At 33.5% G+C, this 24260-nt stretch carries 22 protein-coding genes and 1 riboswitch; of the genes, 5 read left to right on the top strand and 17 right to left on the bottom strand.

Annotation, left to right across the window (positions count from 1 at the left end):
• Position 1 precedes the first annotated feature (1 nt).
• From RYK07_RS02035 to coaA, 10 genes are all read right to left on the bottom strand, one after another.
• Positions 2-1234 carry a restriction endonuclease subunit S gene (locus RYK07_RS02035; protein ID WP_314852149.1) on the bottom strand — a complete coding sequence of 411 codons (1233 nt, stop codon included), beginning with the start codon at positions 1232-1234 and terminating at the stop codon, positions 2-4.
• Positions 1235-2254 (bottom strand): virulence RhuM family protein, encoded by a 1020-nt coding sequence (locus RYK07_RS02030; RefSeq protein WP_314852148.1) that lies wholly within the window; start codon positions 2252-2254, stop codon positions 1235-1237.
• Positions 2247-3827 carry a type I restriction-modification system subunit M gene (locus RYK07_RS02025; protein WP_314852146.1) on the bottom strand — a complete coding sequence of 527 codons (1581 nt, stop codon included), beginning with the start codon at positions 3825-3827 and terminating at the stop codon, positions 2247-2249. Before RYK07_RS02025 ends, RYK07_RS02030 begins: the two co-directional genes overlap by 8 nt.
• Positions 3828-4327: 500 nt before the next feature.
• A complete protein-coding gene (locus RYK07_RS02020) occupies positions 4328-5608 on the bottom strand; it encodes an ISL3 family transposase (RefSeq protein ID WP_314852145.1) in 1281 nt (426 codons plus the stop codon).
• Between the two features lie 62 nt (positions 5609-5670).
• Positions 5671-6102, bottom strand: a complete 432-nt coding sequence (locus RYK07_RS02015; RefSeq protein WP_314852144.1) for a GNAT family N-acetyltransferase — start codon at positions 6100-6102, stop codon at positions 5671-5673.
• 43 nt (positions 6103-6145) lie between these two features.
• Positions 6146-6706 carry a hypothetical protein gene (locus tag RYK07_RS02010; RefSeq protein WP_314852143.1) on the bottom strand — a complete coding sequence of 187 codons (561 nt, stop codon included), beginning with the start codon at positions 6704-6706 and terminating at the stop codon, positions 6146-6148.
• A 14-nt stretch (positions 6707-6720) separates the two neighbouring features.
• Positions 6721-7650, bottom strand: coding sequence for a Kiwa anti-phage protein KwaB-like domain-containing protein (locus tag RYK07_RS02005; RefSeq protein WP_314852142.1), 930 nt, complete (start codon positions 7648-7650; stop codon positions 6721-6723).
• Between the two features lie 26 nt (positions 7651-7676).
• The gene (gene dinD / locus RYK07_RS02000) at positions 7677-8537 is read right to left on the bottom strand and encodes a DNA damage-inducible protein D (RefSeq protein WP_314852141.1); all 861 of its coding nucleotides are present in this window, start codon (positions 8535-8537) and stop codon (positions 7677-7679) included.
• A 102-nt stretch (positions 8538-8639) separates the two neighbouring features.
• The gene (gene guaA / locus RYK07_RS01995) at positions 8640-10193 is read right to left on the bottom strand and encodes a glutamine-hydrolyzing GMP synthase (protein WP_314852139.1); all 1554 of its coding nucleotides are present in this window, start codon (positions 10191-10193) and stop codon (positions 8640-8642) included.
• Positions 10194-10367: 174 nt separating this feature from the next.
• Entirely contained in the window at positions 10368-11291 is a 924-nt protein-coding gene (coaA, locus tag RYK07_RS01990) for a type I pantothenate kinase (RefSeq protein ID WP_314852163.1), read from the bottom strand.
• Positions 11292-11459: 168 nt separating this feature from the next.
• On the opposite strand from coaA, the gene mvk reads away from it, so the two are divergent.
• The 4 genes from mvk to fni are packed head-to-tail and all read left to right on the top strand — an operon-like array spanning position 11460 to position 15714.
• A complete protein-coding gene (gene mvk, locus RYK07_RS01985; RefSeq protein WP_314852138.1) occupies positions 11460-12488 on the top strand; it encodes a mevalonate kinase in 1029 nt (342 codons plus the stop codon).
• A 12-nt stretch (positions 12489-12500) separates the two neighbouring features.
• Positions 12501-13526, top strand: coding sequence for a diphosphomevalonate decarboxylase (gene mvaD / locus RYK07_RS01980; RefSeq protein ID WP_314852137.1), 1026 nt, complete (start codon positions 12501-12503; stop codon positions 13524-13526).
• A 2-nt stretch (positions 13527-13528) separates the two neighbouring features.
• Positions 13529-14641, top strand: coding sequence for a phosphomevalonate kinase (locus RYK07_RS01975; protein ID WP_314852136.1), 1113 nt, complete (start codon positions 13529-13531; stop codon positions 14639-14641).
• A complete protein-coding gene (gene fni, locus RYK07_RS01970; protein ID WP_314852135.1) occupies positions 14638-15714 on the top strand; it encodes a type 2 isopentenyl-diphosphate Delta-isomerase in 1077 nt (358 codons plus the stop codon). Before RYK07_RS01975 ends, fni begins: the two co-directional genes overlap by 4 nt.
• Before the next feature lie 529 nt (positions 15715-16243).
• Here fni and RYK07_RS01965 read toward each other — a convergent pair.
• From RYK07_RS01965 to RYK07_RS01935, 7 genes are all read right to left on the bottom strand, one after another.
• Positions 16244-17233, bottom strand: coding sequence for a YeiH family protein (locus RYK07_RS01965; protein ID WP_314852133.1), 990 nt, complete (start codon positions 17231-17233; stop codon positions 16244-16246).
• A gap of 71 nt (positions 17234-17304) precedes the next feature.
• Positions 17305-18189, bottom strand: coding sequence for a 16S rRNA (adenine(1518)-N(6)/adenine(1519)-N(6))-dimethyltransferase RsmA (rsmA, locus tag RYK07_RS01960; protein ID WP_314852132.1), 885 nt, complete (start codon positions 18187-18189; stop codon positions 17305-17307).
• Between the two features lie 4 nt (positions 18190-18193).
• The gene (gene rnmV, locus RYK07_RS01955; RefSeq protein WP_314852131.1) at positions 18194-18745 is read right to left on the bottom strand and encodes a ribonuclease M5; all 552 of its coding nucleotides are present in this window, start codon (positions 18743-18745) and stop codon (positions 18194-18196) included.
• Entirely contained in the window at positions 18742-19524 is a 783-nt protein-coding gene (locus RYK07_RS01950; protein WP_314852130.1) for a TatD family hydrolase, read from the bottom strand. The genes rnmV and RYK07_RS01950 overlap by 4 nt, the downstream gene beginning before the upstream one ends.
• A gap of 21 nt (positions 19525-19545) precedes the next feature.
• Entirely contained in the window at positions 19546-20184 is a 639-nt protein-coding gene (locus RYK07_RS01945) for an MBL fold metallo-hydrolase (protein ID WP_314852129.1), read from the bottom strand.
• 168 nt (positions 20185-20352) lie between these two features.
• Entirely contained in the window at positions 20353-20862 is a 510-nt protein-coding gene (locus tag RYK07_RS01940; RefSeq protein ID WP_314852128.1) for a QueT transporter family protein, read from the bottom strand.
• Between the two features lie 5 nt (positions 20863-20867).
• Positions 20868-20914: riboswitch (PreQ1 riboswitch) on the bottom strand.
• Positions 20915-21026: 112 nt separating this feature from the next.
• Positions 21027-22163 (bottom strand): acyl-CoA dehydrogenase family protein, encoded by a 1137-nt coding sequence (locus RYK07_RS01935; protein WP_314852127.1) that lies wholly within the window; start codon positions 22161-22163, stop codon positions 21027-21029.
• A 165-nt stretch (positions 22164-22328) separates the two neighbouring features.
• Between RYK07_RS01935 and RYK07_RS01930 the strand changes: the two genes are divergently transcribed.
• A complete protein-coding gene (locus RYK07_RS01930) occupies positions 22329-24116 on the top strand; it encodes a glycerophosphodiester phosphodiesterase (RefSeq protein ID WP_314256692.1) in 1788 nt (595 codons plus the stop codon).
• Positions 24117-24260 lie beyond the last annotated feature (144 nt).

Genomic DNA, 24260 nt, shown 5'->3' with positions numbered 1-24260 from the left:
ATCAACGTGCGTGCGTGCGTGCGTGCGTGCTATCACAATCTGTTTCGAATGTCAATAGTTTTTCTCTGTAATATTCATATTGTTTTTGACGTTGTGCTATTTCTTCGGGGAGTAATCCTTTCGTATCTGCAAGCATTACTTGAAACTTATCTAAGATTTTTACGATTTTATTTTGAAGTGAAAGAGATGGTAGTGGAAATTTTAATCCATTTAAAGTTGACTGAGTTAAACTTGGCCGTGTTGAATTTTCACTTAATTTACTTAAATCAAAATACTCAATAAAGTAGTAAAAATACTTCGGTATCAACTTACTTTCATCTATTTCAGTATAGAAGATTGTGTCTACATTCCAAAATGGTGTTTCAATATAAAATACGTTCTTAATAGACCCTTTTCTTGGAATTAAAACAGTAGGTTTATCATAAGCATACTTACTAACGTAAACTCCCATCTCTCCACCACTTCCATAAACAGGGATATCCCCTTCTTCTAACTCTTTCCAATCTTTTCCATTTTTAATTTTGATAACTTCATCTAGTTGAACTATTTTTAATATTCGATCTTCTTCCATTTTTTTAGTTACCTTATTTAAGTAGTCTTCACTTAATAACATATCTCTATAATATTCATATTGTTTATTACGTGACTGAAGTTCCGACTGAAGTTCCTTAACATAATTTGTGAATTTGTCAAGTATTTCTACTATTTTTTCTTGAGTTTCTAGTGATGGAATTGGGATTTCCATACATTCCAAATCACCCTTTCTTATACCAGACAATGTACTCCCCCTCAATTTGGAATGTAATTTATCCTGAAACACACTTCCTCTAAGGTAATACATTAAATATCTATTATTAACTATGCTATAATCCGGTTTTAAAATAAAAGTTGATTCATTAACATCAAAATTTGAGGGTTCTATATCTACTAATGCAATTTTACCTACTGTTCCTACTGCAGAAAATAATAAATCTCCTTTTTCTAATCTACTTCTCTGATTTATTTTTTTCCTTGCTTCTTCACTTATTCTTGCCGTTTTATTCTCTAAAAATTCTATTTTTTCATTTTGTGAATAATCTTTTGTTGTTATGTACCAAGAAGTTAAAACTTCACTTTTATCATTTAGCACAAAATTTTTTCTTGGATTTAAGCCAGTATTTATACTTATTAGAATATTTTTTAACTTCTTCCATTCCACTTTTTCATGTTTTAGTAATTCCAAAATATTCGTCATTTATTTTCCTCCTCTCTTTGCAATATTTTCTATACTTCTAAGTTCTTCTAAATAATCTTTTTCTACTGGAGTTAATGTATGTTGTGAATATTTTTTATATTCCTCATTCACTTTCTTCTCCATTTGTGAGCGTGAAACTTTTCCTGCATTTTCTAATACATCTTCTCCAGTTGCTCTTAATATTTTATCTACATGATCAATCCAATCCTGCATCGTCATAATAATTTCTCGTTCTGCTTGTATTTCTGCAAAGTCCAAATATCCTGAAACTAATCGATTCAATCCTCTCAATTCTTTTTCTGTTAAGTAATTTTTAGCAGTTTTTGCTTCGGTGATTGTAGGTAACTCTCCTTTAAAAGTAGTTAATCCCATAAAATCTTTTTGAGCATCTACTCGATTAACAATTAATTCACTTGCCGTATGATGATGTATTGCATAATGCATTTTATTTTGTACAGTTGAGAAGAATCTTCTTGCTTCTTCACTATTTCCATCATAATCAATTGAAGTGGCAAACAAGTCTAGTACTTGGCGATAAAATACTTTTTCACTCGAACGAATATCACGAATTCGTTCTAAAAGTTCTTTGAAATAATTTTTTCCAAATAAATCTGTCCCTTGTTTTAGACGTTCATCATCCATGGCAAAGCCTTTTATCATATATTCTTTTAATACATTGGTTGCCCAAATTCGAAAAGCTGTCGCTTTTTTTGAATTAATTCTATAACCGACAGAAATAATGGCATCCAAATTGTAATAATTTAAATCACGGGTCTGTTTTTTCCCTTCTATAGCTCCATGTTCAGTGGTGTGTGCAAATTTTGCACATACCTCTGTTTCATCAAGTTCTCCTTCTTCAAAAATATTTTTTAAATGTCTTCCTATCCCTGTTCTATCTATACCAAATAGTTCTGCTAGCGCTTTTTGAGATAGCCATATAGTATCTTCTGCTATTCTGACATTAACATTCACATCTTCTTCATCTAACGAATACATTAAAAAACTAATCTCATTATTCATCACTCTCAAGCTCCTTAACAAGGTTATCAATAGATTGGCGAAGTGAATCAATCTTTTTAACTGTTTCTTCAATTTCTTGATTTAGTACTTTAATATCAATCACTTCTCTAGTATCTTCCTTTTCAACATAGTTTGACACTGATAAGTTATAATCATTTTCTTTAATTTCACTCGTATCTACATAACGTGCGAAGTGCTCTTTATCTGTTCTATCTCTAAATTGAGTTAAAATATTTTCAATATTTAAATTATCTAAAATATTATTATTCGTCTCTTTTTTAAATTCTTGACTAGCATCTATAAATAATACTTTATTTTCTGTTTTATTTTTCGACATCACTAGAATACAAGTAGCAATTGATGTTCCAAAAAATAGTTTGTCTGGTAACTGAATCACACAATCTACAAAGTTATTGTCTACTAAATATTGTCGAATTGTTTTTTCTGCCCCTTTTCGATAAAAAATCCCCGGGAAACAAACAATCGCTGCTCTTCCCTTACTTGATAAGTAGCTTAATGAATGCATAATAAAGGCAAAGTCAGCATACGATTTTGGTGCTAATTTACCAGCTGGTGCGAAGCGTTCATCATTAATTAGTGTTGGATCTGCATCACCTACCCAACTAATTGAATACGGTGGATTTGAAACAACTGCATCAAATGGTTTCTCATCATTATGAAGTGGATTTAATAAAGTATCTCCTCTTAAAATAGAGAAATTATTGTAATTTACATTATGAAGAAACATATTCATACGAGCTAGGTTATAGTTCGTCATATTAATCTCTTGACCATAAAAACCTTCTTCAATAATATGTTCATCAAATTGTTTTTTCATTTGTAGTAATAAACTTCCACTACCGCAAGTAGGATCGTATACTTTATTAATTTTTATTTGACCATCCATTACTAATTTGGCTAATAATTTTGACACCGTTTGTGGCGTGAAGAATTCCCCACCAGATTTCCCTGCGTTACTAGCATAGTTAGAAATTAGAAATTCATAAGCATCTCCAAAAGCATCAATCTCATTCTCTTCAAAGTTTCCAAAGTCAATCGCTGCAATTCCTTGTAGAATTTTTGTCAAACAAGCATTTTTCTCAGCAACAGTTACTCCTAAACGATTACTAGACGTATCTACATCTTCAAACAAACCTTTAATATCGTCTTCTGAAGCGAAGCCTTGAGCACTGCCTTCAATTGCTGAAAAGATATTCGCTAGATCAATGTTTAAGTTTTCATTTTCTTTTGCCGTTTTAACAACATTCTCAAATAATTGACTTGGTAAAATGAAAAATCCTTTATCTTCTACTGTGTTTGGTTTAAAATCTCTTAATGCTTCTTCATCAGATAATTCTGCGTAATTAAAACTTAAATCTCCAGCTTCATGCTCGGCAATATTGAAAAACGCTGTGATATTTTCTGAAATAAATCGATAGAATAGTATTCCTAATATAAACTGTTTAAAGTCCCATCCATCTACAGAACCTCGAACTTCATCCGCAATTGCCCAAATTTTTCTATGTAATTCTGCTCTTTGTAAACCTTCTTTATTTCCTTCAACTTTTGCCATTTAGAACTCTCCTATTATGATGTTTTTATATTGTTTTTATTCCTATTATAGCATTATTTTTGAAACTATTTAACTACACATATAAAAAGCACACAACTAAAAGATTCTACTCTTAAAGTCATGTGCTCTTATTTATAAAATTATCTAATCCAACTTCTTAATAAATCTCTTCTGAGTTTTATCACATACATATCCAATACTCTCATAAAATTGGCTCATCGACAAATTCTGTTGGTGAATAAAATTTAACACCAAATTAAGTCTTTAATTTTAAATGAACATGGTGGAAGAAAATTAAAGATTTAATCGATTTAACAATCAACCACAAACATAACTATGAACGAAATCTAGTTTTAACTTTATAATGAGCAGGGGCATGTTATCCGCGATTAGCGGTTTGGGGGCTGTGAAATTTAATCTTATTTTTCGCTTCCCCCAATTCAACATGCCCATGGAGGCTCATTGTCAAGTTAAAACGACTCTATACAACCTTTCTTAAATCATAATGACTTTCTATTGACCGGGGTAAAGAAACACCCTTTGATAATCTTAATTCTTAATTTCATATTCTCAAAATTTCGATATCCATATGCCACACGTTTAATCACTTTAATTAAATTATTCGTTCCTTCAATAGCTCCGTTGGAATATCCCGTCATAAATGCTTGATAAATCCCATTCTTAAAACGTTTAAACACTTCAAACTTTTTCTTAAATTCATAAGGTAATTGTTTTGGAATCTCTTTTATACATGTCATAAATGCCTCATAATCTTTCTTCTTGTAAGCTTTTCTAAGTTCTTGAATAAAATCATATGCATCTGATAATTCTTCATCAAAATTCAATAATTTTTCTACCAATTGAGCTTGAGTAAGATAGGTTTTGAAGTGATAATTGTACCTTAATTTTTCTTCATCTAATTCATCACTAGGCTTTAAGAGTACTTTCCAGTAACGTTTTAATGTCTTCTGTTGTGTTGATTTTGCAGAGAATTGTTTCATAATCACAACTCGAAGTTGATTAAAATTACGATTCATATGCTGAATAATATGGAAACGATCCACTACAATTACGGCATTTGGAAATACTGTTTTAATAAGGTTTTGATAAGAAGCATTCATATCCATCACTAAATATTTCACTTTTAAACGTTGTTTACGGGAAAACTTCATAAAGAAAGAAATCAATTCATGAAGTGTTCTACCTGGTAAAATATCAATTAATTGGCGATTTTCTCCATCTAAACAAATGAAATTCATTTTCCCTTGTTGTGTTTTAACGCCTCTAAATTCATCTAAACAAAGCACTTTAGGTAAATAGTGATACTGCTGCATTGTTTTTATTTTAAACTTCTTCATTACTCTTTCGACAGTCTTATCAGAGATTGAAAGAAGTTTAGCGATTGTTTTTCTAGAGAAGTTTTCTTTTAAATAAAACATCATTTGACACTCTAAATCATAAGAAATATTACTGTTTTTAGGAACAAGAGGGCAATCTACCACCCATGTTTTATGACAATCTTTACAGATAAATCGTTGTACTTTTAAGTCTAAAAGAGTTTTATTTCCGTATAGATGTGGAATTCTGATTTTATGTTCCATAGGAGAATGTTTAATGATATTTTCACTAGAACAATATGGACAAGAAGTACAAGTATTTGTCCAAGTTCCTTTTATTTTATGAACTGTTTCATTGTTTTCTGTCACGATTTCTAACCAATTTTCATCTGTAATAAAATTTTCTTCTGTTAATCTTAGTAATTTTCGTATACAATAGTCCATGAGAGAAATCCTCCTTTGATTGGTTTTAGGCGACTTAATCATAACCTGGATTTCTCTTTTTTTCATGTAAAAAATCCTGTCGGTGATTTCTCACCAACAGGATTTGTCGAACAACCATAAAATTTATGTGCTTCTACACGATAATCTGCTGAATTTAGTCTAATGAATGCAATAGAATTATTTTTAGCATTTAATTCTAAATGACGCATCAATTCTTTGCCAATTCCTTTACCTTGAAACTCTGGTAAAACAGCTAATCCCAAAATATTCAAACCAGCAAAGGAATAAAGACTTTCATAAACTTCAGCATGTACAAAACCAACTACAGTCTGTAATCTTTCATCTTCATATACATAAATATAATGATGATTTACATCCTCTGAAAGTTTTTGTATTTGACTCATAACTGTCTCAATAGATACTGAATATCCTAAAGAAACTTCACATATTCTTTGTATTGATTTTGTATCTTGTATTTTTATATTTCTAATCATATTGTATTCCTTCATAGGATTTTGTTTTGTTAGAATAAGAAAACTAATTGTCTTCTTTATGAGCAACAAATATATCATTGCTTATATAATATCCTTTTAATTTTTCTTTATGCCTTAACACTTCTCTAGAAATATTAGTTATTATAACCTCTTTATTGTTATCTCTATATATAATATATCCAAACATAGCCCACAGAGGATTTAAATATATCAAATTTAATCTTAAATAAATATATCCAATCAAAACAAATAAAAGAATATTAACTATGTAAACTTCTTTTGAACTATCTCCATTAGTAATGAGTGGAATTATATATGTCATGATATAGCTTAATACTGTATCATCAGGATTTTCAAGATTGTTAATACTTTTTTCTCGAGTTCCTTTTCCTAATTTCAATAAAATCACGCTTATACCTGAAATAAATATTAAGATTAGCACTAATGTAGTAAATGCTATTATTAATATATTTTTCTCACAAAAACCTTTTGTTATTTTAGAAAAGTACAAAATTATAATCATAACGTAAAGTGGGAAATAGGATGATATAAACATAATAGTTCTTGTCGTTATGTTATAAAATTTATCGATTCTACCATTCATAAAATATCACCTTTTTATTTATCATCTACCCCTATTTGCTCATTAATTATACTTCTATAGTATGAATCTCTTAATATTCTTAAAATATCCATTATCTGACTTTTATCTTCATATATTATTGAAAATGAAGGTTCTTCAGTATAATTTATCTCTAAATTAAACATATCTATGGTTTTCTTTATATTTTCATAATTTTCATAAGTTTTAGCAAGATTTATATTTTCACTGGTCATTTTTGTAAGAGTTTTTTTATAACGTCCATCATTTAAACAATCTTCATAAAAATTGTCAAAATTAATTATTCCATCACTTAAACCTTCTTGGTTTAAAAATTCTGATGCTGTGTCTCTAAATTGATCATCTAAGTTAAAGATTCGCTCTAATGAATAATGAGACAATATAAGTATATCATCACCTATAGTTATAAAATCTACTTCTCCATCTATGCCAATTAATTTACTTTCAATTTTATTCAAAGTATTCCCATTAAATCTTGCAATAATTCCTTTTGAATGCAATTTTTTAAATTTAGTTACCCTTCTAAAAATTCTTATATCAGGAAATTGATCATCATTTCTGGTTATTGAAAAAGTGTAAAAACTATAATTATCCGGATCAATTTCTGTTTCTACATAATCCGAATTTTTAAAACTATTTAAAACTCTATTATAATCACGTATATATGAAACAGCACAACTCTCTATAGTCTCATCTTTATATCCTGTTGGATTGTAACCTACTATTTCTTTGTTTTCAAATTGTTCAATATAATCACATATTAAATTTAGTAAATCATCATAAATTTGTGCATCAATATTAGGAGAAAAACTGACATAATTACCATTTCTTAATTTTCTAGTAAAAAAAAGATTAAACTCCAGATTATTTTCTTGTATTTTATCTTTTAGTGCTTTTATATCCATAACCCTCTTCTTATTTTTCATTATGCCACTCCTTATATTTTTGATTATTATTCATCTAACAATAATTTACCTTTTTTTGCTTTATCCCTCAAACGCTGCATTTGTTCTTTTTCTATCTGTTGAATGCTTTTCTCTGGAACAGGTAAATCCTCTGGCATTGTACCACCTATTTTTTCAATAGCACTTCTAACTTCTTTTCCAACTGAATAATGAACCTTTGTTGCCTCATCTGCACCTTCAACATTATCTTTTCGCAACTTCTCTTCAGTTTGAGATATTCTAAACAGATTAGCAATGAGTTCAGTACTACCCATAAAATCTAAAATCTTTTGCCTTGCTGTTAGTCCTTTTTTGTCATGAATACCTTCTACATCTAATCCACCATACAATCCGATATATCCAGCATTTTGAAAAATTGCAAATTCTTCATTTGTGATAACTCCTGCATCATGTGCAGTTTCCACCAAAAGCTGATTCCATTGTTTGATATCTCCACGAACAATAAGTCTTCTCCTATCTTCATCAAGTTGATTAAAATGCTCTGATATTTCTTGACGATAAGTTTGTATTGCAAAATAAGTTTGCCCAAGAGCAATCGACTCTTTTCTTGGATCACCATTTTGCACAATCAAATAACAAGCATATCTTGTAAGCTCATAATCTTTAATAGATTTACTTGTAGCTCCCGCCTCCACGATTTTGCTGACCTCAGCAAAATCGTCTATTACGTCATGTCCGCTATTCTCACAAGCAATCATTGCTCTCTCAATTACCTTTTGAAAATTTCTCCACTGGGAATACTCAAGTACAGCTGCAAGTTCTCGTGCACTCCAACACTCGATTCCATCTTTCCGAATATATTTTATATCTTCAAATTTTTTATATTCTTTTACTTTTAAATTTGGCATAGACTTTCCTTTCATTCGACTTTATAGGTTTCTTAGATAACCGCTTTTAAAGCCACACATACAACACTTTAGTATTGTGTATTTATAACCTATTTCCCCATCCTACTCCCACTCAATCGTAGCAGGTGGTTTACTTGTAATGTCATACACCACTCGGTTCACATGCCCTACTTCATTAACAATTCTTGCGCTGATGGTTTGTAAGACTTCCCATGGGATGCGTGCGAAGTCACTTGTCATACCATCGATACTTGTCACTGCACGAATGCCGATTGTGTAATCATAGGTTCTTCCGTCTCCCATTACTCCGACACTGCGGATTCCTGGTAAGACTGTGAAGTATTGCCATACATCTCTTTCAAGTCCGTTTTTAGCAATTTCTTCTCTTAAGATGGCATCACTTCCTCGTACGATTTCTAGTTTTTCTTCAGTTACTTCTCCTAGTACTCGAATGCCTAGTCCTGGTCCTGGGAATGGTTGGCGCCATACGATTGAATCTGGCATGCCTAATGCTGTTCCTAAGGCACGGACTTCGTCTTTGAATAGTGTGTTCAGCGGTTCAATTAATTCAAACTGCATATCTTCTGGTAGTCCTCCCACATTGTGGTGAGACTTAATGGTTTGAGCTGTTTTTGTTCCTGATTCGATAATATCTGTATATAAAGTTCCTTGTGCTAAGAAATCCACATCCGTTAGTTTTGCGGCTTCGTCATCGAATACATAAACAAATTCATTTCCAATAATTTTACGTTTTTGTTCTGGATCACTAACGCCTTTTAGTTTGGATAAGAAGCGTTCTTGAGCATTCACTCGGATAATATTTAATCCAAATTTTCCAGATAAGCTTTCCATTACTTGGTCGCCTTCGTCTTTTCTAAGTAAACCGTGGTCTACAAAAATACATGTTAATTGGTCGCCGATCGCTTTTTGTAATAGGACACCTACAACGCTTGAGTCAACTCCGCCTGATAAACCTAATAATACTTTTTTATTGCCAACTTTTTCACGGATTTTTTCAATTTCCATCTCGATGAAGTTTGCCATCGTCCAATCACCTGTTGCACCACAAATATTGAACACGAAGTTTTTCAACATATCATTTCCATGAATACTGTGACGTACTTCTGGATGGAATTGTACTCCATAAATATTTCGTTCTGGGTTTTCAAATGCTGCAAATGGTGTGTGGTCATTCGAAGCTGTTACAGTGAAACCTTCAGGGATAGCTGTAATTCTGTCACCATGGCTCATTAAGACTTCTTCTGAAGTAGATAATCCTTGGAAAATTCCTGAATCGGTATTAAATACTTCTACTTTCGCAGGGCCATATTCTCTTGTCGGTGAAGATTCAACAGTTCCTCCAAATAAATGAGTTGTCAACTGCATTCCATAACAGATTCCTAATACCGGAATTCCTAATTCAAAAATTTCAGGATCTACTGTAAAAGCACCCGATTCATAAACACTATGAGGGCCCCCAGAGAAAATAATCCCTTTTACATTTCCATGCTTTTTGATTTCTTCCGCCGTAATATCATTATGAAGTAACTCACTGAATACACCAAACTCACGAATACGACGTGTAATCAGTTGGTTATACTGACTTCCAAAATCTAGTACAATAATTTTTTCTAACGAAGTGGTTCTTGTTGACATAAAAAGCCTCCTTAGTTTTATTATCTATATTGTAGCAGAAAATCACGAAAGTTACCTTAAATATTTATAAAATTCGTTCGGATTTTTATTAAATTTTCTCATTTTTATGTTTCATCATTTTTATACAAAAAGAACCCACAGCGACGTTCATCCTGTGGGTTCTTCTTCCATTATTTAATATTTCTTCACTTGGACATAGTCAATATGATGTCCGAATGTTTTGTGCAAAATGAAGTCTGCTCTGCCTTTTGTTGGTAAAATGTATTCCTTTAAATTTTTCAAATTTGTTTTTTTCCATACATCTTTTGCCATTGCGATGGCTTCTTCTCGGTCTCCAATCGCAAACTGGTAATAAAAATTATCGGGTTGAGTTTTTGCTCGTTCCATTAATAATTCAAAACGTTCTAAATACCATTTTTCAATCAGATTTTCTTCTGCATCCACATAAATCGACCAGTCAAAGAAATCACTGACGTAAATTTCTCGATTCGGCGGTAATTGTAATACATTAATTCCTTCCACAATTAAAATATCTGGTGGATAAATGACTTGTTTTTCGTTTGGAATAATGTCGTAAATTTCATGAGAATATACAGGTGCTTCAACAGCTTCTTCTCCTGTTTTAATAGCTAATAAGAAATTCACTAATGATTCCATATCATAACTTTCTGGGAATCCTTTTCGGTGTAAAATTCCTTTTTCCACCAAATCCTTTGTTGGCCATAAAAATCCATCCGTTGTCATCAATTCAACAGTTAATTCTGGATATTTTTGTTGGAGCATTGTTTGCATTAAACGAGCCGTTGTACTTTTCCCAACTGCCACACTTCCTGAAACGCCAATAATAAATGGAACTTTCTTCTTTGGTTGTTTTAAGAAATATTGTTCTTGTTCATGAATTTGCCCATGTTTTTGATAGTAGATATCAAAGTAATCTAATAAAGGGGTATATACTTCTTGTACGTCAATTAATGAAATTCTATCATTCAATGATGTTAAATGTTCTAATTCGTGTAATGTTAATGCCAAGTGATGAGCGTTTTGATATTGTTTCCATTCATCTCGGCTAATATGATAATACGTCGATGTGTCTGTCACAACGATTCTCTCCTTTTGTTGAATTCCTTTTCTTGCGTATTTTACCATAGATTTTTTAGGATGACTAACGATTGGGTCTTTAAATTTCCTTTAAATCCTCGCTTGTTCGTTTACACCTTTAGTGGTTTTTAGTATGATAAATAAGAGAAATTATGAAGGAGTTTTATCATGGAATATACAACAGCTTCCGGTATGGGACAGTCTACTGGAAAAGTCATTTTAATGGGGGAACATGCAGTCGTTCATCATCAACCTGCGATTGCCATTCCTTTTTCCGGTGTATCAGTTCAAGCAAAAATTCAACCAAGCTCTCATCCGCTAAGCATTCATTGCGACTTTTATAGCGGATTAGCTTATGAAATGCCGGAAGTATTAAAAAGTTTAAAATTTACGATTCATGAAGCATTAAATCAAATTGAACAACTTCGTCCTGAATTAGGAATTACACCTACTACTCGTTCGTATTGGAATAATGGGAAAGTAGAAAAAGGAGAAGCCTCCTTCGTACAAGCACCTTCTATTGAGATTACGATTACTTCTTCAATTCCTGCAGAACGTGGTATGGGATCAAGCGCAGCTGTTTCAGTAGCGGTAGTGAGAGGATTATTTGATTATTATGAGGTTCCTTTAAGTGATCCATTATTATTCGAAATTGTACAAGCTTCTGAAAAAATCGCTCATGGAAATCCAAGCGGTATTGATACAGCAACGACAAGTGGAAAAGAAGCGGTATTTTTTATAAAAGGAGAAGCTTTACAACCTCTGTCGATTCAACTAGAAGGAACTTTAATTGTGGCAGATACAGGGATTACTGGGCAAACACTCAAAGCAGTTCAAGCTGTACAAGAAAAATTACAACAAAAACCTATTTCTACTCAAAAAATCATTGAAGAAATTGGAGACTTAGTCCACACTGCTAAAGATTGTCTATCAAAAGGAGACGTTCAGACATTAGGAAGTCTTCTAACTCAAAACCATGCACTTCTTCAACAATTAGAAGTATCAAACGAAACTTTAGACCATCTTGTTCAAACGGCTCTTGAAAATGGAGCGCTTGGCGCCAAAATGACAGGCGGAGGACTTGGTGGCTGTATGATTGCTCTTGCATCAAATCTTGAAGACGCACAAAAAATTGCTGCAGCTTTACAAGAAGCAGGAGCTGTACAAACATGGACACATTCATTTTCCAATAAATAAAAAGGAGCTTATATGAAAACAACAGGAATTGCACGTGCACATACAAATATTGCACTCATTAAATATTGGGGAAAAAAAGATAAAGCATTATTTCTTCCAATGAATAGTAGCTTATCCCTCACATTAGAGGCTTTTTATACCGATACAAAAATTACTTTAGATGAAACTTTAGAAAAAGATGAATTTTATTTAAATAATGTTTTGCAACAAGAAGCTGAAACACAAAAAATTTCAAAATTTTTAGATTTATTCCGTATTCCTGCTAAGGAAACACGATTTGCTCGTATTGAGAGTTATAACTTTGTTCCTACTGCAGCTGGTTTAGCAAGTTCTGCTTCAGCTTTTGCAGCTTTAGCAGGAGCGATGCATCAAGCAATGGGATGGGATTTATCAAGAAGTGAATTATCGACATATGCTCGTCGTGGAAGTGGAAGTTCTACGAGAAGTTTATTTGGTGGCTTTGTTGAATGGAATCAAGGAACAAATTCAGAAGATAGTATGGCGATTCCGGTTGACGATGCTTCTTGGGATATTGGGATGCTCATCATCGTTGTTAATGGTGCTGCTAAAAAAATCTCCAGCCGTGTTGGAATGGAACAAACAGTTGCCACTTCTCCTTTCTATCCTGCATGGGTAGAAAGTGCAAAAACTGATTTAGAAGAGATTAAAACAGCGATTCAAGAGAAAAACTTTACTCGAATGGGAGAAATTGCAGAATTTAACGGAATGAAAATGCATGCGACAATGCTAGCAAGTCAACCTCCGTTTTGTTATTTTGAACCAGATAGTCTGATTGCTCAGCAACAAGTCGTTTACTTACGTGAAGTATTAGGAATTCCTGCTTATTACACAATGGATGCTGGTCCGAATGTAAAAGTTCTTTGCAAAGCGAGTGATTTAGACAAAGTCCGTGACCATTTCAAACAATATTTTGCTTCTGAAAAACTCATTTCCTCTCTTCCAGGAGAAGCGATGAGAACTTTAACAGAAGAAGAATGGCAAGAAAGCATTCAACATTTCAATCAAAAAGGAAAATAACTATGAATATTCAAGCTACCGCTCCTGGAAAATTATTTATCGCTGGTGAATATGCAGTCGTTACTCCAGGACAACCAGCACTTATTGCAGCTGTTAATCGCTACTTAACCGTTGAGCTAAGTCCTTCTCTTGAAGAAGTTGGAACGATTTATTCGACTCAGCAACCGGATTTGACACTTCATTTGAAAAGAGAACAAGGACTTTTACAAATCATCGAAGAAAATCATCCATTTACCTTGATGACTACTGCGATTGATGTTGCTGAAACTTATGCAAAACATGGAAACTATTGGAATGAAGAGCTCTATCATTTAAAAGTAACAAGCCAATTAGACGATGTTCACTCGAATATTAAATTTGGTCTTGGCTCTAGTGGAGCTGTCGTTGTTGCGACCATTGACGCTATTTTACAGTGGCATCATGTTCCTGTTGAACCACTATTCGTTTATAAATTAGCAGCTATTACGAATACTCTTCTCGGCAGTAATGGTTCCTTAGGAGATATTGCTTCCAGCGCCTTTGGTGGCATCATTTTATATCAGCGAATCGATGCAACATGGATCAAAGAACAATTGCAACAGTATTCTATTGCAGAAGTCGTTCAAAAAGAATGGACAGGCTTAGTCATTCAGCCAGTATCTTTACCAACCTCTCTAAAAATGCTCGTTGGATGGACAAAAGAAAAGGCCGACACTTCTTCATTCGTATCCTCCGTTACTCATACAAGAACACAAGAGGAAAAAGATGCGTATTATCAACAATTTTTAAAACAAAACACAACGATTCTTGATCAAATAACGACTGCCTTAGAAAATGAAGATACGGAAGCATTTCTACAAGGAATTACGAATAATCGAACTCTCTTATTAAACTTTGCTAAAGAGATGAGTATCATCCTCGAAACTCCATCTCTTACAAAACTTTGCCAAATTGCGATTCAAGAAAACGCAAGTGCCAAAACTTCTGGAGCTGGCGGAGGCGATTGTGGAATTTGCTTTATTACAAAACCTCAACAAGAAGAAACCATTACGACCCAATGGGAAAAAGCTGGTATTCTTCCACTAAAATTAGAAATAGCCCCTACAAAAGGTGCTATTAGAAAGGAGCTCTCATGACACAAGCCTATACACAACAAATGAAAAGAAAAGATGAACATGTAGGGCATGCGACTCAACAATATCAATCACAGTCGAATTTAGAATTACGACAAACTCGATTTGTCCATCATCCTCTATCTGAAATGGCTGTAGATGAAGTTTCTCTTCAAACAAAAATAGCAGGATTCACTTTAGAAACTCCATTTTTCATTAATGCGATTACTGGTGGAAGTCCTAGAACGACTCTCATTAATCAACGACTAGCGCAATTGGCGCATGAAACAGGAATTGCCATGGCAACGGGATCGATGAGTATCGCCATGAAAGACCCTTCTACTGCAGAAAGCTTTACCATTATTCGAAAAGAAAATCCTAATGGAATTGTATTGGCGAATTTAGGAGCCCATTATACGGTTGAATCTGCTAAAAAGGCGATTGACCTCATTGAAGCAAATGGCATTCAAATTCATGTAAATACGTTACAAGAATTAGTGATGCCGGAAGGCGACCGCTCTTTCCATCATTGGTTAAAAAATATTGAGGAAATCGTCTCTCATGTAGACGTCCCTGTTATTGTTAAAGAAGTCGGATTTGGATTCAGTAGAGAAGCCATGCAAGAACTAATCAACATCGGAGTTCAAACGATTGATATTAGTGGACGTGGAGGCACAAATTTTGCAGCCATCGAAAATGCTCGAAGAGAAGATGATTTATTCGATGAATTAGAAGACTGGGGACAAACAACGGTTCAGTCCTTAGTAGAAGGCTATGATTTACCTTGTGAACTGATTGCTTCTGGGGGCATTCATTCACCATTAGATATCGTAAAATGCCTTGCTCTAGGAGCAAGTGCTGTAGGCATGTCAGGAGAATTTTTACACTTAATTCGCCCACAAGACTCCCTACCAACAGCCATTCAAACCGTTAATGACTGGAAGAATCAATTGAAAAATATTTACACCCTATTAGGCGTTTCAAAAACCGAAGCATTACGTCAAACAGACATCATTCTTCCACACACAACCGCCCACTGGTGCAACGCCCGCCACATAGACTGGACAACCTTCGCAAACAGAAGTAAAAGTAAATAGAAAAACAAAAAAGATAAACAAAAAACAAAGAACTTCTCATAATAGCAGAAGCAACTAAAACCGCACTAGCAGTTTAGTTGCCGGAAAATTTGAGACCTAGGCTCAAATTTTAGCAATGAGACTCGCAGTCCGTTGCTACTTAAAAAAGTAAATAGAAAAACAAAAAAATTGTCATGATAGCACAAGCAACCAAAACCGCAATAGCGGTTTTAGTTGCCGGAAAATTCGAGATCTTAGGCTCGAATTTTAGCCATGAGACCGAAGGTCTGCTGGCGTCCGATGCTATTCATAACAATTTTTTTGTTTTTCTATTCTACGACACAAATAAGAAATGAATGATTCTTAACAGATAGGCGAAAAATCCGATTATCAACAAGCAAATCATCACCACATGCAAATAAACTCCAACCATCGAAGTATTTACAAACGATTGAACCGCATTTACTTTCGAAAAAATCAAAATATAAATCAAACCTATCCAAAATCCTAAACTCAATAGGCGCTTCATAAACTCTCCTTCATTCAGGGATTACTTCATTACAAAATATTGAATAAACAAACTAGTAGCTCCTACTACAAACCAAGTTGCCAACCCTGTAGCAATCGGTTTAGCTCCCGCTTCACGGAAACTCTTAAATGATACTTGGCAACCAATTCCTGCTAACGCCATTGCCATTAACCATTTAGAAGCTAATTTTGCATATGGGATAAATTCTTTAGGGAAAATTCCCACACTTGTCACAACAGAGGCAACTAAAAACCATAAAATAAATATTGGGAAAATTTTCTTCCAATTCACAGATTCCCCAGATTTCTTTTGACGTCTCGCTTCAATAAGTGACAAAATTAAGCAAGCTGGTAAAATCATTAACGCACGTGTTAATTTTACAATCGTAGCAATATCTCCAGCTCCACTACTATAACTATAACCAGCAGCGACTACGCTGGAAGTATCATTAATCGCTGTTCCAGCAAATAATCCAAATTGTGCATCTGTCATTTGTAACACATGTCCTAAAAACGGGAATAAGAACACAGCAATAATATTAAATAAGAAAATTGTTGAAATCGACAAGGCAATTTCTTCATCATCTGCTTTAATAATTGGAGAAGCTGCTGCAATCGCAGAACCTCCACAAATGGCTGTCCCAAATCCTACTAATGTTCGTAAATGATCAGACAAGCCTAACCATTTTCCTACAAGAGCTGCTGTTAAGAAGGCTGCCACAATCGTAACCAGTGTTACTTGTAAAGACTCTAATCCTGTTTGTTGAACTTGAGCAAATGACATTGTAAACCCTAATGCAATAATCGAATAATGTAATAATTTTTTAGCGGAATAATTAATTCCTGGTTTAAAATCACTTGGTAATGTATAGAAATTACTTACTAACATCCCAAAAATAATCGCAAATACCGCACTTCCAATAACCGGCATTACATCTCCTAAAAGAACAGCTAATACTGCTAATCCAAAAGTTAATAAAATTCCTTTACTTCGTTGAACCCATTGTTCCATTTTTCTCCATCCTTTCAAAAACAATCACACACAAATGTATCACTTTCTCTATCTTTTTCCGTGAACAATTGTTACTCTTCTACAAATTGTTGTAATTGATTTGATAAGGCTGCAAATTCTTCAATGGTTAGTGTTTCTGCTCGACGATTTGGTTCAATTGAAACAGAGTCCAAAGCTTCTTGAATTTGTTCTTTTGTTAGTTTTCCTGGTACATAAGCTTTAACTAAATTATTCCATAATGTTTTTCTACGTTGGACAAAACTATTTTTTACTAAATCAAAGAAGAAAGCTTCATCTTTAACTGTTACTAATGGTTCTTCTCTACGTTCCAATACTAAAATAGCTGAATCTACATTTGGGGCTGGATTAAAAACTGTTTTCGGAACAATAAATCCAATTTTAGCATGGCACCAATATTGAATCGCCACTGTTAATGATCCATAAGCTTTTGAATTTGGTTGAGCAGTCATTCTTTCTGCCACTTCTTTTTGCATCATCATCGCAAATCCATCAATTGGTAAGCCTGATTCTAAGAGATTCATAATAATCGGTGTCGTAATATAATACGGCAAGTTTGCTACAACTACTAATCTCTCCTCCACATTGAAGTATTCTTTAATCACTGTTTCTAAATCAACTTTTAAAATATCTTCATGAATGACAGTGACATTATCATGCTCAGATAAAGTATCTTCTAAAACTGGAATTAATCGCCCATCAATTTCAAACGCTAATACTTTTTTAGCAGCTCTTGCTAAGCGTTGCGTTAACGCACCAATTCCTGGTCCAATTTCAATGACATTTGTTTCTTTGTTAACATCTGCCACATCTAACATTTTTGTTAAAATATTCGGTTCAATCAAAAAGTTTTGCCCTAAACTCTTCTTCACTTTAATGCCATGGCGTTCCATAATTTCACGTGTTCGAGTCGGTGTGGCAATATCTTTTTCAAACATCTTTTTAACTCCTTTCTTGTACAATTTGTACCGCATTTCGTAATTGTTGCTCTGAAATGCCAAATAATTTCAATCGTTTTGTTAATTGCTTTCCATTTGTATGTCCAATGCGTAATTCTTTAGACACTTCTTTTCTTAAATAAGACGAATGGGGATAGCCAATTAATCCTAGTTCTAAAATCACAGATTGAGAAATTTCTTCTTGAAGATCTGCTACTGGTTTATACACATGCTCCAATGCTTTTTGAATACTTTCATTGCTAGCATGTTCCACTCCAAGACTTTTATGATTCGTTTTACGAACCGCTTCTTCTCTTTCAATAAAAGCATGACTAACTGTCGGAATCGCTTCTTGAATAATTGAACGAATTCTTTGTCCTGGATAATCTGGATCTGTAAATACAATGACTTCTCGAATTTCACTTGCTTTTTTAATTAAAGCAAGTGTTTCGTCATCAATAGCTGAACCATTCGTTTCAATTGTTTCAATTTCTGGAAAAACTTCCTTTAATCGGCGAGTATCATCTCGTCCTTCTACTACTATAATTGGATTCATTTTAATCCTCTTTCTTCAAATCGAAATAGCTTCATCGCATTTGCTGTCGAAGCTTTTGCAATTTCTTCCCAAGCCATTTCTCTTTCCTTAGCAATTGTTTCAACAACATAACGAGTATAACCTGTTTCGTTTCTCTTTCCACGATAAGGAACAGGCGCTAAATAAGGGGCATCTGTTTCCACTAAAAAACGATCTAGTGGAACGATTTTCGCACACTCACGAACTTGAGGAGCATTTTTAAACGTCACTACGCCACTAAAAGAAATATGCATCCCTAAATCTAAGAAACATTTCATATATTCCACATCACCATTATAACTATGCATAATTCCGCCGATATCTCGAATATCTTCTTCTTTTAAAATACGATAGCAATCTTCTGTCGCATCACGATTATGAATGACAATTGGTAATTTCATCTCTTTTGCAATGGCAATTTGGCGACGGAATACTCGTTCTTGTTCTTCAGGTGTAGAGTCATCCCAGTAATAGTCTAATCCCATTTCCCCCATTGCCACTACTTTTGGATGGATTAATTGTGTGATTAATTTTTTCTCAATTTCTGGTGTATAGGCATGTGCTTCGACCGGATGCCATCCTACAATCGCCACTACTTCTTCAAACGTTTCACTTAATTGGAGAGCTTTTTCAATCGTTGGTGTGTCAAATCCAACAACGGCAAAACGTGTAACGGCTAATTCTTTTGCACGCTTAATAACGTCTGCTTCTTCCCCTTCGAATTGCTCTACATTTAAATGTGTATGTGTGTCAAAAATCATTTTGAATTCTCCTACTGAGTTCTATCTAGTTGCTCCATTTAAAAATGGATTACTTGCAATTTCATCTTGTAATGTTGTTGGCTCACCATGTCCTGGGAAAACAACTGTATTTCCTGGCAATGGTAATAAATAACGTTCGATTCCTTCCATTAATGTCATATGACTACCATATGAGAAGTCACTACGTCCTACGCTACCTTTGAATAAAACATCTCCTCCGATAACAAATCCATTATCTTTGAAGATAAATACTGTACTACCTGGAGAATGTCCCGGAATTAACGCTAATTCAGGTTCAAAACTTCCAATTTTCCATTTTCCTAATTCTGCTGGATAGTATCCATCAGCAGGTTCTACCGTAATATTTTCGTTTGAATATAATGAACGATTGAAATCTGTGTTTGTTAAAAATTCTTTTTCAATCTCATTCATATACATTGGAATATTGTAGGCTTTTCTTAATTCGTCTACTGCTCCAATGTGGTCTCCATGCGCATGTGTTAACACAATCGCAATTGGCTTCAATCCTTCTTCTTGAATTAATTCTTTAATATCCTCTGCTTGTGCACCTGGATCGAAAATTAATGTTTCTTTATTTTCATCAATTAAAAAATAAACGTTCTCTTGTAGACGTCCTACTGTTAAACTTAATAATTCCACTGAAATTCCTCTTTTCTGATTCTTAATCTACTATAGTTTAGATGCTTTTATACTTTTTTACAAGTCATGAGGTTACGAAATGCCTTTTTTAATAAACAAACCGGCACCATTTTCAACTAACAATAAAAGGCATACCCGATTTCTCGAATATACCTTTTAAAACATAAATTATGCATTCATTTGTTTTGTAAAACCAATTGCTTTATCGGCTACTAACATGACTGGAATTCCCACTAGCATAACGACAATTTCACCAACAAAAGTTTCAAAGTAGCTTAACCAAAATGGTAATTCTAATACAAGTTTTAACTCAATAGCTACTAAGAAAATCATCACACTAAATACGATGGATAATAATAACATCTTCCCTTTTAAATCTTTGGCAAATCGGAACACGAATGAACCAATCACTAAAGATAAAATAGAATGTCCTAAACCAAATACTAAATCATACCCTCCTAAACCAGAGCTAGACATAAAAATAGTATTGGCTAAAATAACACCAGCAATAATCCCGTACCCATATTTTTTATCAAAGACAAATAAATGGTTTAACATTTCTGAAATACGGAATTGGATATTCCCAAAGGACATAAAGACAAATACTGTTGTAATCACCACATATAATGCTGCTACAATCGCATTGATAATCAATACTTTTACATTGTTTTGTTTCATTTCTTTTCCTCCTAGTTTTTTGAATCGAGGGATGGTTGCGAACCTCGAGCGTTCAAAACGCCACGAACGATTATACTATAAACCTCTTGAAAATACTAGGATTATCCTAAGCGAACCCTTGAAAGAGAAGAAATTCAAACAAAACTCATCCTCCTACCAACTAACTACGCAATAGGTCCTAATAAAATATTTGCCCATGCATCATGGAGAGATTCTTGATCAGATGGTTGGAATAAGCCAGCTAATACATCACGATATAAGCGTGAAAGTTCTGTCGTATTATAATAAGAACTTCCTCCACTAGCACGTACAATTTCTTCCACTGCTTTTTTCGATACTTCAACAGAACGATTTTTAATAGAAGATAAACGTGGTAACCAAATAAAGCTATATTCTTCGCTTGATTCCAATGTTTGACTTAATTCATTAATTTGTGGTTGAATGCCATCTAAAATAATAGCTGCTTCGGCAATTCTCCAACGAATATTTTTATCTTGAGAATACGGCGCATCATTCGATACAGAATGACGAGTTTTCACCGTTTCAATTCCGATTTCTAATGCACGTTTTCCAATTCCATGGTAAGTAGCAGCTAATAAAATTTCAAAATAAGCAAAAATACCAAACACAACTGGATCAAAACTTGGACCAGGAGCTACTTTTGTTAAAATTTGCTCTTCTGCAGCATAAATACCTTTTAATTCGACAGTGTTTGATTGAGTTGCTTTCATTCCTAATGTATTCCAATCATCTTTTACTTCGAATGTTTCTGCATCAGGTGTTAAGTAAGCAAAGACAGACAATGGAGATTCTCCAGAATTATCTGAACCAAATGAAACTAATTTATCGCAATATTTCCCCATCGATAGGAAAACTTTCTTTCCATAAAAACGATAGCCGCCATCTTCTTGTGGCTCTGCTTTCGAAATAGATCCAAATAAAACTCGGTCATTACTTGGTTCAGAAATACCAAATGCTAACAACTTCCCATCAGCCGCATCTCGTAAAATTTGTTCACCCTTCTTATTACCAAATCGAACCATATGCTTTGCTAATCCAACAATAATTTGGTGCATATTAATACCAAGAGCTGTTCCTGGTGCTGCCATTGCTAATCTTGTTTGTTCTTGGGCAATTTCTTGAAGAGATAAACCATATCCCCCATATTCTTTTGGCACAAAAGCTTTATAATACCCCGCTTCTTTTAATGCCTCATAATCTTCCTTTGGCCACGCATTTTCCAAGTCATATTGCGCTGCTCTTTGATGAATTTGTTCGAGTAATTCCTCTGATAAAAACATAAAACCCCTCCTATAAAATCATGATTATGCTTTAAGTATACGGCAATCTTCCTCTTGTTACAATGAAGAAAGCTTGTATCTTTATTAAGGATTTTTCCAAATTTCAACAAGAATTTTCTTCCAATCTGTGCTACAATATTCTCAATCTTTCTATAAGGAGGCTTTATGGAAAATCAAACTTTACCTATTTGGAAAACCGTTCGATTCGTATTGAATAATTTATTTTCCAACAAAATTATGTATGTTCGAAATGCTGCCTTCTTACAATTTTTTGTATCCTTTGTTGGCTTTCGAATTTTATCAACCTTATTTAAAGGCATTATTTTTTTGTCGGGGCAAAGTAATTTTAATTTTAGCAATATGAAATTATTTTTCTCCTCACCCATTATTATTTTAGCGTTTATTGCGTATTTATTCGCCGTCATTTTATTTGTCTTTATTGAATTCTCGATTCTTACCTTTATGGTGTATGGAACGATTTCTAAAACACATTTCTCATGGCGAACGAGTTTGAAAAATGCTTTTGGAGAAGTGAGGGAATTTTTTAGCCCACAATTTATTTATTTCTTATTGTATTTATTAACACTATTACCTTTAGGAAAATTTGGGATGACTTCGTTTTTAACCGAACAATTGTATATTCCAAACTTTATTACAGAAGAAATTCAAAAAACGACTGCTGGAGCTATCGGTTCTATCCTTTTATTTGTAGTACTAACTTATTTTCATCTTCGATTCATTTATGCTATTCCACTACAAATTTTGACGAACCATTGTTTTTTAGAAAATCTGAAAACAAGTTGGTCTCTCACAAAGAAGAAATTATGGAGACATATTGGTATCTTCTTACTTGTTGAAATCGTCCTATCCCTTATCGGATTTTTAGTGACGTTTATTCTTACAATTACTTTAGGCTACTTATCTTCTATAATGGATAATGTCTTTATTGTAACAATCCTGTTCGTTCTATCAAAACTAGTTATTTTCTTTATGGCAATTTATACAAAAATTGCGCTTATCATTATTTTAGTAAAACTAGCAGATGATCAAGACGCTGTAGATGTAACAATCAAGCATCATATTCCCGAAATTCCCTTTAAAAGTACCATTATTACAGTGGCTGCTTTTATCGGTTTAACGATTTACTATTCTAGTGAAGCTATTACAAAATATCACTGGGAAAACTCTTCGTCAGCTGCTATCGTTGCTCACCGAGGATTTACAGAATATGGAGTGGAAAATTCTCTTGAAGCTTTAGAAGCTGCTGCAAAAGAAGGCGCCGATTATGTCGAAATGGATATTTTACTCACAAAAGATAATCGCTTTATTGTCATGCATGATTATAATTTGAAGCGACTAGCGCATCTCAATAAAAAAGTAAAAGATATGACTTATGACGAAATCGTTGGACTTCCAATTTACCAAAATGGGTATGAAAGTCACATTCCTTCTTTTGAAGAATTTGTTGCAAAAGCAAAGGAACTGAATATTAAACTGCTCGTTGAATTGAAACCTCATGGTTTTGAAGGTGCAGATTACACCGACCTCTTCATTGCAAAAATGAGAGAATTAGGTGTTGACCAAACTTATAAAGTCATGTCTATCAACTTAGACGTTATTGAAGAAATTGAAAGAAAAGCTTCTGAAATGGACACAGGATATGTCATTCCACTCCAATTCGGTGGATTTGGAAATCCTGCAGTAGACTTTTACGTAGTGGAAGATTTCTCTTACCATGACTTAACAACTATTGCTGCTCAGCAACAAGGTCATGAAGTTTATGTTTGGACAATTAATGAACCCGAAGAAATTAATAAATATCTTCACAGCTCTGTTTCAGGCATCATAACTGACCATCCTGATATAGCTAAAGAAGAACAAAAACAATTGCTCGAAGAAAGCACACCTGTTGAACGTGTGTTAGATGCAATTAATGTTAGTGTGAAAAAATAAGGAAAAGGAATGACGTACTGTAAGGTTCATTCATTCCTTTTTTAGTTAGAAAAACTCCTATTCTATCCTGTAAATAAAATTAATCTAGCATTATTTTCACTAATTTTTTCGTATATAAGTATTTCATAACGGATATTTAAGAAT

It is taken from the genome of uncultured Granulicatella sp. (genome assembly GCF_963528315.1).
Lineage (GTDB): Bacteria > Bacillota > Bacilli > Lactobacillales > Aerococcaceae > Granulicatella.
The sequence above is the reverse complement of the archived record's forward strand: the minus strand, read 5'-3'. Positions and strand labels throughout refer to the sequence as shown.